Here is a 13678-nt window from a genome sequence, read left to right as displayed (position 1 = left end):
TCCCTTAACCGCGCGGTGTCGCAGCGGCGAGTTTCACAGCCGGAGCCGCCTTGGCAGGGGTGACCTGCGGCAGGTTGCTGGCTTCCAGTGCTTGGCGTTGTTGGGCCAGGGCGGCGAGGGTTTCCTTGCTGGCCATGGGGATCACTTCAGGCGTGACCGGTGCGCCGGGACGTGCCCGCTGCAAGCCCTTGACGATGATGGTGTCGTCCTTGCTCAGACCGTTGCGCACGATGCGCAGGCCTTCGATCTTCGGCCCCAGTTCCACGGCGCGGTAGGCCGGCTTGTTGTCGGCGTCCATCACCAGCACGAACTTCTTGCCCAGGTCGGTGCCCACGGCTTCGTCGTTGATCAGCATCGCCGAGTAGGTGCCACTGCCCACCAGTTTCAGGCGCGCATAGAGGCCCGGGGTGTAGCTGCCGTCGCTGTTGTCGAACACCGCGCGGCCACGGATGGTGCCGGTCTTGGGGTTGACCTGGTTGTCGACGAAGTTCATCTGCCCCAGGTGCGGGTGGCCTTCTTCATTGGACAGGCCCAGGTACACCGGGGTGGTCTGGCCGCGCTGGCCCTGGCGGGCGAGCTGGGTGTACTTGAGGTACACGCGCTCGTCGGCGTCGAAGTAGGCGTAGACCTTGTCGGTGGAGACCAGGCTGGTGAGCGGGGTGACATCGGCGGTCACCAGGTTGCCGGCGGTGATCTGCGCGCGGCTGACCCGGCCACTGATGGGCGCCACCACCCGGGTGAAACTCAGGTTGAGCTTGGCCACGTCCAACTGGGCCTGGATCGCATCGACCCCGGCCCGGGCTTCCTGGGCGGCGCTGGTGCGGGTGTCGGCCAGCTCGGCGGAAATCGCGTTGCTGGTCAGCAGGCGCTGGCCGCGCTGGGCTTCGTTGGCACTGCGGGTCGCGGTGGCCCGAGCCTGTTGCAGCTGGGCTTCGAGGCGGCGTACTTCAGCCTGGAAAGGCCGTGGGTCGATCTGGAACAGCAGATCGCCTTTCTTCACCAGGGCGCCTTCGGTGAAGGCCACCTGATCGATCTGGCCCGAGACCCGAGGCCGGATCTCCACGGTTTCCGGGGCTTCCAGGCGCCCGGTGAATTCATCCCATTCGTTGACCGGCTGTTCCAGCACCTTGGCCACGCTGACTTTGGCAGCGGGCGGGGCGGAGGCGGTCTCAGGGGCTTTGCCGCACGCGCTCATCACCAGCACGGCGAGAACGGCGAGTGGAAAACGTAGGAGTTTGACTGACTGGTCCATGGTGCATCCGCCACTGTATTTGAGATGGGCGGATGATGCTCGGCAGGGTTGTATCTCACGAATCGAATGAAGCGAAGGTAACTATCATTCGGAATGATATAAGCGCCAAGCAAGCCCTCTAGCATGCACCTTTCGTTAGGCTGCTATCAATTCCCTGGCGTGCAATTAGTTATTGCGGCTGACGCAACATTGGCTGTTGTCGCAGGAGCCGGCTTGCCGGCCATCGTAGCCCCGTGCGTCGAGGTCCATGGTCTGCCAGCTCAGTTCGTAGTGCATTTCCAATCAGATGGAAGAGCTGTTGAGTTGCTGAAGCTCAAGTTGCCTGGCGGCACTGGCTTCGAGGTTTGCACGCTCTTGATCCAGGTACCGATAAATGCTTTGGAGGTTGGCGATTTTCTGTTCGATCTCTGCCATTTTTCTTTCAATGAGCTTGGCGCCGTCCGCACAATCGATCATCTGGTTGCGCTGCGCCTCCAGAATCTCGCCTATCTCCCCCAGGGAAAAGCCCATGCTTTGCGCGCGCTGGATAAAGTCCAGGTCCTGCAGCGTTTGTGCTGTGTAAACGCGGTAGTTGTTAGTTCGCCGCTGCGGTGAGATCAGGCCGATTTGCTCGTAGTAACGCAGCGTATGGCGGCTGGCGCCGCTACGGGCCTCGATTTCGCCAATTTTCATGAAAACACCACTTGACCATAGAGTTGGGTTGATAGTTTACGTTTGGTTCCTTACCTTGAACAAGGAACAGGGAAATGAGCGTGGAGTGCTTTGTCACCGGGGGTACCGGCTTCATCGGTCAACATTTGCTGGCATGCCTGAGCGCAAAAGGCCACACCGTCGGGGTGTTGATGCGTCGCCCAGAGCGACTGGCTGAATTGCGGGAGCAAGTCGTCAATTTGGGAGGAGACGCAAGCCGGGTATTTGCCGTGGCCGGCGATCTGGAGCGGGATAACCTAGGGCTGAGTCCTGCTGACCGGGAAGTGCTAAGGCACGCCAGAGTCGTATTCCACCTGGGCGCACACTTCGCCTGGGGGCTGTCATTGGAGCAGTCTCGTGCGGTGAATGTCGAAGGGGCGAAGCGGGTGGCGCTGTTGGCGGCTGAGCAAAACAGCCGGTTAGTGATGATCGGCGGCTACATGCTGAAAAACCATGAGAATCTGCAACGCATCGGCATCGATCCTCGTTATCCGCGGCGGACGAACTGGCCTGCCGTCTACCGCCATGTCGGTGGTTACGAGGCGAGCAAGCTGGAGGCGCATTTCGCGACCTTGGAGCTCATGTCCGCCAGGGGCGGGGAGATCACCGTTGTCCACCCCGCGACGGTTTGTGGCCACAGCCGCACGGGGCATATCCTTGACGGCCAGCCACTGGTGGAGCTGATCCGCAACCTTGTGCTGGGAAAACTGACGGCAGTGCCCGGTACCGCCCAGCACTGGCTGCCACTGGTTACCGTGGATTACCTGGTTGAGCTGGTGGCGGCTTGTGCTTTTGATCCCGCCATGGCGGGTGAGGAGCTGCTGGCGCTGGATGCGCAAACTCCCAATTTGCGAGAACTCCTGGTCCAGGTGGCGCAACCTTTGGGCTTAAAGCCTCCCAGGCATCACATCTCGCTCCGATTGCTGAAGTGGCTGCTGAGCATTCCTCTCGTGGCGCGGTTCATGAATACAAAACCCGAAGCCTTGGACTTTATCCAGACCACTCGATTTGATACCGCGGCCGTCGAGCAATTTGCCAACAGGCATGGGCTAGCCAAGCCGGATATCCGTCAGGCCTTGCGGCACACGGCAACGTTCGTCAACGCATGTTTCATAGCCAAGGGCTAGCCGCTGACTTCTTCCTTGGGGGCATCCCTTTCAAGCAGCCAGGGTTTGCCCCCACTTATGCCCCCGAATACTTCGCAAGCCAGCGGAACCTGACGGAAAGCTACAGACCGAATTAGTCGCTAAAGGACTCTTTTCAGAAGAATCTATGGATGCCTGTGGCACTTGATCAAAGACTGTCCGGATCGCCAAAGAACATCTGAATTCTTGAACGCAACCAGCGCTCGCCCGGGTCGTTGTCCTGTGAACCGCGCCAGGCCATGTGCAGTTCGAAGCTGCGTACTGGCAGCGGCGGGTCTTCGGCGCGTACGCCGCCGGCGGCGGTGAGGGCGTCGGCGGTGTAGTCGGGCACGGTGGCAAGGATGTCGGTGCCGGCCAGCAGGGTGCTCAGGCCGTTGAATTGCGGTACGGCGAGCACGACGTGGCGCTTGCGTCCGAGCTTCTCCAGCTCCTCATCGATGAACCCGCTCAGGTCCCCGGCGAACGACACCAGGGCGTGGGGGCGGGCGCAGAAGTCGTCCAGGGTCAGGGGGCCGGGCACGGTGTCGGCCCGCAGCAGTTTGGGCAGGCTGCGGCGCAGGACCTTGCGCTTGGCGTTGGCCGGCAGGTCGGCGGTGTAGCTGACGCCGATGGAGATTTCGCCGGAGGCCAGCAGCGCGGGCATCAGCAGGTAGTTGGCGCGGCGTACCACCAGCACGATGCCCGGGGCTTCGGCGCGCAGGCGTTTGAGCAGCATCGGCAGCAGGGCGAATTCCACGTCGTCGGAAAGACCGATACGGAATACGGCGGTGCTGGTGGCCGGGTCGAATTCGGCGGCGCGGCTGACGGCGGTGGAGATCGAATCCAGGGCCGGCGAGAGCAGGGCGAAGATTTCCACTGCCCGGGCCGAGGGCTCCATGCTGCGCCCGGTACGCACGAACAGCGGATCGTCGAACAGGTTGCGCAGGCGCGACAGGGCTGCACTGATGGCCGGCTGGCCGAGGAACAGCTTCTCGGCGGCGCGGGTCACACTGCGTTCGTGCATCAGTGTTTCGAATACGATCAACAGATTCAGGTCGACACGACGCAGGTCATTACGATTCATCTGGAGTCCTGGCAGAGTCAGCGAGCTTGACGGGAGCGACCATATCGGAACAATGGCCGGCGTGAATCTTACGGGGAAAGGCTGGTACTCTGCATCGGCTAAATGTTGTTTGTTTGTAGCCGGGCAAGGTTCGAGCACGCTGTACGCCCCGATTTTCAAGGGCACGAAATCAATGCCAGGCATGTCGACTATTAATAGGCACTGATAGTCTTGCTTGCAAAGCCCGGATAAAGTTCGCGGCATTAGAGGTTAATTTGACGAGGTTTGCGATGTCCCGCACGATTCGTTTTCACAAGTTTGGACCGGCCGAGGTGCTCAAATGCGAAGAGCATGCGGCCTCGTTGCCTGCGCCAGGCGAAGTGCAGGTACGAGTCGAAGCCATCGGTATCAGCTGGTATGACGTGCTCTGGCGGCAGAACCTGGCGTCGTCCCATGCGCGCCTGCCCTCGGGCCTCGGGCACGAAATGGCCGGTGTGGTCACGGCCGTGGGCGAGGGCGTCGACGACCTGGCGGTAGGTGACAAGGTGGCGAGTTTTCCCGCCGAAAGCCCCAACGATTACCCGGTGTATGGCGAGCTGATCGTCCTGCCGCGTTCGGCCCTGACCCGTTATCCCGATGTTCTCAGCCCGATCGAGGCTGCTGTTCATTACACGCCGCTGCTGATCGCCTATTTCGCCTACGCCGACCTGGCGCGGGTCAAGCCGGGGCAGTTTGCCCTGGTCACCGACGCCAGCCATTGCGCCGGGCCGTCCTTTGTCCAGTTGGGCAAGGCCCTGGGTGTGCGGGTGATTGCCGCGACCAAGACCGCTGAAGAGCGTGAATACCTGCTGTCCCTGGGTGCCGAGAAGGTGATTGTCACCGAGGAACAGGACCTGCTGATGCAGATCAACAAGCTCACCGACAACCGCGGTGTCGACGTGGTGTTCGACGGCTTGGGCGGCCCGCAGATGTCCATGCTCGGCGATGTCCTGGCGCCCCGTGGCAGCCTGGTGCTCTATGGCCTGCAAGGCGGCAACCAGACGCCGTTCCCGGCCTGCGCGGCGTTCCAGAAGAACATCCAGTTCTTCGTCCATTGCATCGGCAACTTCACTGGCAAGCCGGAGTTGGGAATTGTCCAGGATCAGGTCGCGCTGCAGCGTGCGTTGCGCGACATCAACCAGCTCACCGCGGACCGGGTGCTGCTCCCCCTGAAGACCCGGGTATTCGCGTTCAACGAGTTTGTCGAGGCGCACCGCTACATGGATGAATGCCCATGCCGCGAACGGGTCGCGCTTCAGGTCGAATCGGTCTGATCCCAACGCCAGGCAAAGCCTGGCGTTTTTTATTGCCTCGATTTGCCGGCCCTTGCGCCGGCTTTTTAGTTTTTCCCCTGGGAGTCATTTTGCCGGCAAGCCGGCTGCTGCATAAAAGGGCCGGGGCGCCGGGATAGATTCCATCGCGCTGCGGTCAAACTGCCAGTAAACTGCGGCCCATTTCCGAACCATCCTTTTCCAGAGGTTTTGCATGACTCTCAGTCCTTTTGCGGGCAAACCGGCACCGCCTGAATTGTTGGTCGACATCCCGCGACTGGTTACGGCTTATTACACCGGTCAGCCTGATGCATCGGTGTCTACCCAGCGTGTGGCCTTCGGCACCTCCGGGCACCGTGGCAGCTCGTTCGATCTGAGTTTCAACGAATGGCATGTGCTGGCCATCAGCCAGGCCATTTGCCTGTACCGCGAATCCCAGGGCATCGACGGCCCGCTGTTTGTCGGCATCGACACCCATGCCCTGTCGACCCCGGCCGGGGCCAGCGCCCTGGAAGTGCTGGCGGCCAATGGCGTGACCGTGATGATTGCTGCCGGCGACGAGTACACCCCGACCCCAGCGGTGTCCCACGCCATCCTCTGCTACAACCGTGGGCGTACATCGGGCCTGGCGGACGGCATCGTCATCACCCCGTCCCATAACCCGCCACAAAGCGGCGGCTACAAGTACAACCCCACCAACGGCGGCCCGGCCGACACCCACATCACCAAGTGGATCGAAGCCAAGGCCAATGAACTGCTGGCAGCCAAGCTGGCCGGGGTCAAGCGCATCAGTTACGAACAGGCGCTGAAGGCCGACACCACCCATCGCCACGATTACCTCAACACCTACGTCGCCGACCTGATCAACGTCATCGACCTGGACGCCATCCGCAACGCCAAGCTGCGCCTGGGCGTGGATCCGCTGGGCGGAGCAGGGGTGCGCTACTGGTCGGCGATCGCCGAGCACTACCGCCTGGACCTGGAGGTGGTTAACAAGCAAGTGGACGCCACTTTCCGCTTCATGTCGGTGGATTGGGACGGGCAGATCCGCATGGACCCGTCCTCCAGCTACGCCATGCAGGGCCTGATCGGCCTCAAGGAACGCTTCGACGTGGCCTTCGCCTGCGACCCCGATCACGATCGCCACGGCATCGTCACCCCGAGCGGCGGCCTGCTGGCGCCGAACAACTACCTGGCGGTGTCCATCGATTACCTGTTCCAGAATCGCCCGCAATGGCGCGCTGATGCCGCGGTGGGCAAGACCGTGGTCAGCAGCGGCCTGATCGACCGGGTCGCTGCACGCCTGGGCCGCCGTCTGTATGAAGTGCCGGTGGGCTTCAAGTGGTTTGCCGATGGCCTGTTCGACGGCTCACTGGGCTTTGGCGGCGAAGAAAGCGCCGGTGCCTCTTTCCTGCGCCGCGACGGTGGCGTCTGGAGCACCGACAAGGACGGCCTGATCCCGTCCCTGCTGGCGGCGGAAATGACCGCGCGTACCGGTCGCGATCCGAGCCAGGCCTACCGCGCCCTGTGCGACGAGCTGGGTGAGCCGTTCTCGGTCCGCGTCGATGCCAAGGCCAACCCGCAGCAGAAGGCCCTGCTCAGCAAGCTGTCGCCACAGCAGGTGACTTCGACCCAACTGGCCGGCGAGCCGATCCAGCAGATCCTCAGCCATGCACCGGGCAACGACCAGGCCATTGGCGGCCTGAAAGTCATGACGGAGAACGGCTGGTTCGCCGCACGCCCGTCGGGTACTGAAGACATCTACAAGATCTACGCTGAAAGCTTCATCGGCGACGACCACCTCAAGCAGCTGGTGCAGGAAGCCCAGACCCTGGTGGACACCGCCATCAGCGGCAACTGACCGGCGCTCCGGGCCCGTCAGGCAAAAAAAAGGGGCGACCATCACGGTCGCCCCTTTTTATTGGCCGCTGTATTTCACGCCAGATCCACCAGCACGATCTCGCTGTCCTGCAACGCCGTCACCCGCAGCACCGGCTCATTCTCAACCGCGACGCCGTCTCGAGCTTCGGCGCGCAAGCCGTTGACTTCAATCGCGCCGGTCGCCGGAACCAGGTAAGCCCGGCGCCCGTCGTCCAGGTGATACTCGGCCGTTTCCCCGGCCTTCAGGTTGGCCGCCACCAGCCGCGCATCGGCGCGAATCCGCAGGCTTTCCTCATCGCCAGCCTTGCCACTGGCCAGGGTCACGAAACCTTCACGCTGGCCCTTGGGAAAAGGCTTGGCACCCCAGGAAGGCGCGGAGCCTGCCTGGTTGGGGATGATCCAGATCTGGAAGATCTTGGTTGGCGTGGCTTCCAGGTTGTACTCGCTGTGGGCGATCCCGGTGCCGGCGCTCATCACCTGCACATCACCGGCTTCGGTGCGGCCCTTGTTGCCCAGGTTGTCCTGGTGGCTGATGGCCCCTTCGCGAACGTAGGTGATGATTTCCATGTCCCGGTGCGGGTGCTGGGGGAAGCCGGTGCCAGGGGCGATCACATCATCGTTCCAGACCCGCAGGTTGCCCCAGTGCATGCGCTTGGGGTCATGGTACTCGGCGAAGGAAAAATGGTGGTGGGCATCCAGCCAGCCGTGGTGCGCGCCGCCCAGGGAGCTGAAAGGTCTGAGTTCAAGCATGATCTTCTCCTCATTAAGGGCTCGTCATGGCACGTTGTACCCGGGCCAGAAAACGATAACCGTTGGTTGATGGCGAGCATCTTCCATTAGGTATAGATCGATAAAAAGCGCAAAAAATGCCGTAATCCAATCGTAAAATTAGATGATTATTTTGTCGCAAAGTTGGTGTTAAACCTTCGGTTCATCGCTTAAGTTAATGACCTGCAAGCAATTGGCTGGATACCGTGGAACAATCCGCCGAAGATTACTGCTCAGCCTCACACCCTGGAGTCCGCGTGTCGCAACACACCCCCGATCTGCCCCCCGAGCTTTTGCCCCTGGCCCAGATGCCCTTGTTGAAACGCCTCGCGGCGCGCTTCTTCGGCCATGGCCTGAACCGCCTGCGGGCCCAGCATCGGGCTTCCTGGCTGCATGGTCAGGCCGATGGCTTTCGCAGTGGCCACACTGCCGGAGTGGAATACGGCTACCAGGAAGGCCGGCTCGAGGGGCTGGAGGAAGGCCGCCAGGTGCTGTTGATCCGCGACAGCCGCAACACCGAGCACCGCCCGCCCGGGGTGGATGACCGGCTGTTCGATGACTGGCGCCTGCCGTTGAGCCCCGAGCTGAAAAAGCGCTTCAAGGCCGATGTCGCCCGCCTGCTGCCCGCCGCGGCGCAACCCAGCGCCGCGCAGTGGAAGATGATTTTCAGCGACACACCCGCCACCGCGGTGATCGCCGGGGCCGGCGCCGGCAAGTCAACCTCGCTGGTGCTGCGCCTGCTGCTGTTGCATCACTATCTGGGCTTCGAACTGGACGCCATGACCGTGGTGACCTTCACCCGGGAGTCGCGCAAGGACTTCATCACCAAGCTCACGCAAGTCTTTGCCCTGTGGGGGCGGCAACTGGGCGCCAGGGAAGCCCGGGAGCTGGTGCGGACCTTCCACTCGCGGATTCTGCCCATGGTCCGCAGCCTGCCGGGCTTCGAGCGCCTGCAGGCCTTCGAGAGCCTCAGCGATCGGCTCCAGGGCGGCGAAGACGAGGTGGACAGCAACCCATTCGATCTGCGCATCAACGACGCCCAGCGCCGGCACCTGAATGCCTGCTACCAGGCACTGTACCGCGATGACCCGCGCTTTCGCCTGGCGTTGCAGCCGTTGGTGCGCCACGCCCTGCAGCTCAAGGAACTGGAGCGCGATCACCCGGACGTGCAAAAGCGCATGGCGGTGACCGAACTGGCGGCCAAGCGCGATGAAGAGCTCTGCGACACCGTGGAGGACCTGTGGTTTCGCGCGGGCGCCTGGCCGATCAAGGGCATCGAGCCGCAGCGCCAGCGGTTCGAAATCAACGGTGCGACCTTTCACAGCCATGGCTATTGTGCGGAGCTGGACGCCTGGGTGGTGCTGGGTTTCGACCCGCGCGAGAGCCCGCAGCTGACCCGGCCCGGGGCCAAGCTGGCGGTGCGGGCGGAGTGGGCTGTAAAGCGCACCCTGTTTCAAGCTTTTTGTCGTAAGCCATTGATTTGGCTTGATAGTTACGAAGCTTCAAAGCGTTCTGCCGGCGCCTTTTCGGCCCAGGTCAATGGCGGTCCGGGTTTCGATTACAAGGTCAAGGGTGAGCTGGCGTCGGCGCCGCTGCTCGATTGCTTTGTCGCCGCCGCAGGCTTTATCGAGAACCTGGGCTTGGAAGTGGGCGATGCCGTCGCGGGCATGAGTTTTGCGCAGGACGATCCGGACCGGTTTTTCTTCGAGGCCCTCAGCCTGTTCTGGCGAGCGCTGGAGGACCATCTGCTGGATCAGTCGCCGCCCATCATGAGCTACAACCGCATGTTCGCCCTGTTCAGCGAGCGCTCGCCGGAGAACTTCAAGCTGCTCAGCGATGCCTGCCTGCGCCCGATGTCACACTTGATGATCGACGAGTTCCAGGATGTTTCGCCGCAGATCGTTTCCTGGATCAGGGCCAGCCTTGCGGCGATCCGCAGCCGAGGCGCCGCCTTGCACATCGGGCGCGCCGCCCAGCATTCCTCGCTGCTCTGTGTCGGTGACGACTGGCAGTCGATCTACGGCTGGCGGGGCAGCTCGCCCAAGTACTTCATCGAGTTCAACAAGGAGTTCCCGTCCCCGGGCACCACCCGGGTCATGCTCAGCGAGAACTACCGCAGCCATCAGCATGTGATCGATGCCGCGGAGCATATTGTCCGCGCGGCGCCGGCCATTGCCGGAAAGAAGGCCAAGGCCAGCGGCGAAGCTACAGAGCTGTGGCCGGTGCAGGTGCTCGATCGCGATGATCAGGGCCTGGCCCAGCGTCTGGCTGAGCACTATGAGCAGGGTGATTCGATCTTGATGTTGTTTCGAAAAAGTAGTGATAAGTTACTGATTGAAAACGCTATTTCACAAATAGTTAATGTTGATTCTAGTCTGCCTCCAGGGTCGCGGCGCCTGAAACAGCTGACCTATCACAGCGCCAAGGGACTGCAGGCGGATGCGGTATTCCTGCTGGGCGACTGCCAGCACCTGAGCAGCTCGCCGTACAAGAACCAGGTCTATCGCATGGCCGGGTTGGGCAAGGACGGCGATGCCGAGCCCTACGACAGCGCACAGAAGGACGAGATCCTGCGGCTGGCCTATGTGGGCATCACCCGGGCCGCCAAGCATTGCTACTGGTATGTGGACCGCCAGGAAGGCCCCTCGGGCAATGCGCCCAAGGCTTCGGACCGGGTACCGCGAGACAAGCCGTACTTCCAGGACTTGCGCCAGGCGACATGAAAAAAGCCCGCTGGCGAGGCGGGCTTCGGGTGAGGCAGCGGGGCTTCAGGCCTTGAGTGCCAGGGACGGGGAAAAGGCCTCCAGCTCATCTTCCACCGCCTCGATTATTCGTTCGACATCCGCAGCGCTCATCACCGTGGCACAGGGAATGCCGGCGATGGCGATCATGGTTTCGCCGCTGGCGCGATCGAAGAGCCGGGCGATCATGCTGCCGGGCGCATCCATGCTGGCTTCGAAACCCATGGGATGAAAATGCCAGCGCATCAGCTGGCAGGCGTTGGGAAAGGTGACTTTACTGGCCCAGACTCTGTTCATCGGTGGCCCACCTTGATTCATTGAGCGCTTCCTTGTGCTCGCGGTAGGAACGACCGGATCGTCAATGACCCGATCGGTTGAGGTTTTAAAAATAGCATTGGCTTGTGACGGTTCGCAGTTTTTTTGCCCACCGTCCGGCGGTTCACTCCCGGATTATTGATGCAAGTCATGTCATCTCCCAGGCACCCCCCGGCGGCTGCCGTATCTGGCCGGCGGCCGGTCGTTGAAGCCCTTGGCGAAGTTCGGCAAGCTGCGCCTTTTCCTGTTCGAGAAACCTATGTCTGCCCCCGATGACGGGCCGCTGCACACCCAGGCCACCGGTGAAACCGTGATGCGCTACCACCTGTGCTGGAAGCACCGGGACCTGGATGGAGTAATGGCGCTGTACCACCCGGACATCCAGTACAACGACTTTTTCCAGAACCGTACCCTGGGCCTGGAGGAACTGCGCGAATACGTGCGGGCCAGCATGCCCCGGGCTCCCGACGAGGCCCTGGAGCACAGCGATCGCATCCGCCTGGATGGCAACACCGCGTTTATCCAGTACCAGGTGACCCTGCGCGGCGGCCAGGGCCTGGTGTCATTTCGCTCCAGTGAAGCGATCACCGTGCGCGACGGGCTGATCTGGCGGGTCAACGAGTACGCCTCACTGGTCCGGGAGCCGGCACCGAGCAAGTCCTCCGCCAGACTGCGCCCGGCGGCCAGCCGGCTGGGGCTGTCGCCGCGCCAGTTGAGTTTCATGGCCGAGGACCTGCAGCAGTATTTCCAGCGCCAGCAGCCGTACCTGGACCCCGAGCTGGACCTGCAGCGGGTGTCCCGGGAATGCGGTTACAGCCGCAACCAGATTTCCTACCTGCTCAACCAGGTGCTGGGGCAGAGCTTCTACCGCTACGTCAACCAGGCGCGCCTGCAGCATCTGCTGGCAGCGCTGGACCAGGCCACGCCGCCGCTGCGCATCGACGAGCTGGCGTTTGCCGCAGGGTTCAACTCGCTGTCGGCCTTCTACAGCTGTTTTCGCCAGCACACCGGCCAGTCGCCCAAGGCCTACGCCAAGCAAATTTCTTTGCGTGCACGCGCGCAAGACAGCCCCTGAGGCCAGGCACTAGGATCGCCGCATTCGAAATTCGGGTTGCGGAGTGCTTGCATGCCAGCGTGGCGCAGTATCAGTTTGTGGATGGACCAGCTCGACGAGCCGCTATTGCCGCGGCCGCAGCTTGCGCAAGACCTGGACCTGGACGTGGCGATCATCGGCGCCGGCTATACCGGGCTGTGGACCGCCTATTACCTCAAGCGCCAGGCGCCGCAGTTGAATATTGCGGTGATCGAAGCGCAAACCGCCGGTTTTGGTGCCTCGGGCCGCAATGGCGGCTGGCTGATGGGCAACCTGCTGGGAGAGGACCGGCTGCTGGCCGCTCTGTCGCCGCAGCAGCGCCGGGCCTCCTTCGACCTGTTGCACGGCATCCCTGATGAAGTGGCCAATGTCATCGAACGTGAGGGCATCGACTGCGATTACCGCAAGGGCGGGGTGCTGTATTGCGCCGCCCGCTACCCGGAGCAGGAAACCAGCCTGCGCCACTATCTGGACAAGCTCTATGCCCAGGGCCTGAACCAGGACGACTACCGCTGGCTCAACCCCGAGCAACTGGCCCAGCAGATCCGCCTGGCCAAGCCCTATGGCGGTATCTATGCCCCGCATTGCGCCACCATCCAGCCTGCCAAGCTGGTGCGCGGCCTGGCCCGGGCGGTTGAGCGCCTGGGGGTGACCCTCTATGAAAACAGCCCGGTGACCCATTGGCAGTCCGGCAGCCTGCAGACGGCCCAGGCTTCGGTGCGCAGCCGTTGGATAGTGCCGGCAGTGGAAGGCTATTCGGTCACCTTGCCGCCCCTGGGCCGCTACCAGTTGCCGGTGCAAAGCCTGCTGGTGGCCACCGAGCCGCTGGCGGAGTCCGTCTGGGAAGAGATCGGCCTGAGCCAGGGCCAGGCCTTCAGCGAAAGCAGCCGACAGGTGACTTATGGCCAGCGCTCCATGGACAACCGGCTGGTGTTCGGTGCCCGGGGCGGCTATCAGTTCGCCAGCAAGCTGCGCCATGACTTCGACCTGACCCGTGACGAAGTGGAACTGCGCCGCTACCTGTTCGGCGAGCTGTTCCCGCAACTCAAGAACGTGCGCATCAGCCATTCCTGGGGCGGCAACCTGGGCATGTCCCGGCACTTCAAGCCGCACATGCTCTGCGACCGGCGCAAGGGCATCGCCCTGTCCGGCGGCTATGGCGGCGAGGGCGTGGGTGCCAGCAACCTCGGCGGCCGGACCCTGGCGGACCTGATCCTGGAACGCGACAGCCCTCTGGTACACCAACCCTGGGTCATGCCCGAGTGCGGCCTGGAGGCCCTGCGGGCCTGGGAGCCGGAGCCGTGCCGCTGGCTGGGCTACAACGCGATCATTCGCAGCTTCGTCCACGAGGACCAGACCCTGGCCAACCCGGCCTCGGCTCCATGGCGGCGCAGGATGGCCAGCCGGATCGCCGGCTTCATGGAAGGTTTCATGCACTGAG

11 protein-coding genes are annotated in these 13678 nt (G+C 62.7%); 6 read left to right on the top strand and 5 right to left on the bottom strand.

Annotation, left to right across the window (positions count from 1 at the left end; translation table 11 throughout):
* Positions 1–4: 4 nt before the first annotated feature.
* Both mexE and AC07R1_RS05920 read right to left on the bottom strand, forming a co-directional pair.
* The gene (mexE, locus tag AC07R1_RS05925; protein ID WP_011061523.1) at positions 5–1252 is read right to left on the bottom strand and encodes a multidrug efflux RND transporter periplasmic adaptor subunit MexE; all 1248 of its coding nucleotides are present in this window, start codon (positions 1250–1252) and stop codon (positions 5–7) included.
* 282 nt (positions 1253–1534) lie between these two features.
* A complete protein-coding gene (locus AC07R1_RS05920) occupies positions 1535–1924 on the bottom strand; it encodes a MerR family transcriptional regulator (RefSeq protein ID WP_019095332.1) in 390 nt (129 codons plus the stop codon).
* 74 nt (positions 1925–1998) lie between these two features.
* Between AC07R1_RS05920 and AC07R1_RS05915 the strand changes: the two genes are divergently transcribed.
* A complete protein-coding gene (locus AC07R1_RS05915) occupies positions 1999–3069 on the top strand; it encodes an SDR family oxidoreductase (protein WP_258610809.1) in 1071 nt (356 codons plus the stop codon).
* Positions 3070–3235: 166 nt separating this feature from the next.
* On the opposite strand, the gene AC07R1_RS05910 is transcribed toward AC07R1_RS05915, so the two are convergent.
* Complete coding sequence (locus tag AC07R1_RS05910) at positions 3236–4150, bottom strand: LysR family transcriptional regulator (RefSeq protein WP_011061517.1); 915 nt, start codon at positions 4148–4150, stop codon at positions 3236–3238.
* A 269-nt stretch (positions 4151–4419) separates the two neighbouring features.
* Here AC07R1_RS05910 and AC07R1_RS05905 point away from each other — a divergent pair, with 269 nt between their 5' ends.
* Together AC07R1_RS05905 and pgm are read left to right on the top strand one after the other, a co-directional pair.
* The gene (locus AC07R1_RS05905; RefSeq protein WP_072441700.1) at positions 4420–5442 is read left to right on the top strand and encodes a zinc-dependent alcohol dehydrogenase family protein; all 1023 of its coding nucleotides are present in this window, start codon (positions 4420–4422) and stop codon (positions 5440–5442) included.
* 211 nt (positions 5443–5653) lie between these two features.
* A complete protein-coding gene (gene pgm, locus AC07R1_RS05900; protein WP_495110260.1) occupies positions 5654–7300 on the top strand; it encodes a phosphoglucomutase (alpha-D-glucose-1,6-bisphosphate-dependent) in 1647 nt (548 codons plus the stop codon).
* Between the two features lie 74 nt (positions 7301–7374).
* On the opposite strand, the gene AC07R1_RS05895 is transcribed toward pgm, so the two are convergent.
* Positions 7375–8070 (bottom strand): pirin family protein, encoded by a 696-nt coding sequence (locus AC07R1_RS05895; protein WP_011061514.1) that lies wholly within the window; start codon positions 8068–8070, stop codon positions 7375–7377.
* Between the two features lie 275 nt (positions 8071–8345).
* Between AC07R1_RS05895 and AC07R1_RS05890 the strand changes: the two genes are divergently transcribed.
* The gene (locus AC07R1_RS05890) at positions 8346–10811 is read left to right on the top strand and encodes a UvrD-helicase domain-containing protein (protein ID WP_495110259.1); all 2466 of its coding nucleotides are present in this window, start codon (positions 8346–8348) and stop codon (positions 10809–10811) included.
* A 45-nt stretch (positions 10812–10856) separates the two neighbouring features.
* On the opposite strand, the gene AC07R1_RS05885 is transcribed toward AC07R1_RS05890, so the two are convergent.
* Positions 10857–11126: a DUF1652 domain-containing protein gene (locus AC07R1_RS05885; RefSeq protein WP_011061512.1), complete on the bottom strand. Its 270-nt coding sequence runs from the start codon at positions 11124–11126 to the stop codon at positions 10857–10859.
* Between the two features lie 277 nt (positions 11127–11403).
* On the opposite strand from AC07R1_RS05885, the gene AC07R1_RS05880 reads away from it, so the two are divergent.
* Complete coding sequence (locus AC07R1_RS05880; RefSeq protein WP_011061511.1) at positions 11404–12219, top strand: helix-turn-helix domain-containing protein; 816 nt, start codon at positions 11404–11406, stop codon at positions 12217–12219.
* Positions 12220–12270: 51 nt separating this feature from the next.
* Positions 12271–13677 (top strand): NAD(P)/FAD-dependent oxidoreductase, encoded by a 1407-nt coding sequence (locus AC07R1_RS05875; RefSeq protein ID WP_015635771.1) that lies wholly within the window; start codon positions 12271–12273, stop codon positions 13675–13677.
* The last annotated feature ends 1 nt before the right edge of the window (position 13678 follow it).

It is taken from the genome of Pseudomonas sp. GW821-FHT07F01, assembly GCF_059418825.1.
Note: the sequence above shows the minus strand (reverse complement) of the source record. Positions and strands in the feature narration are given on the sequence as shown.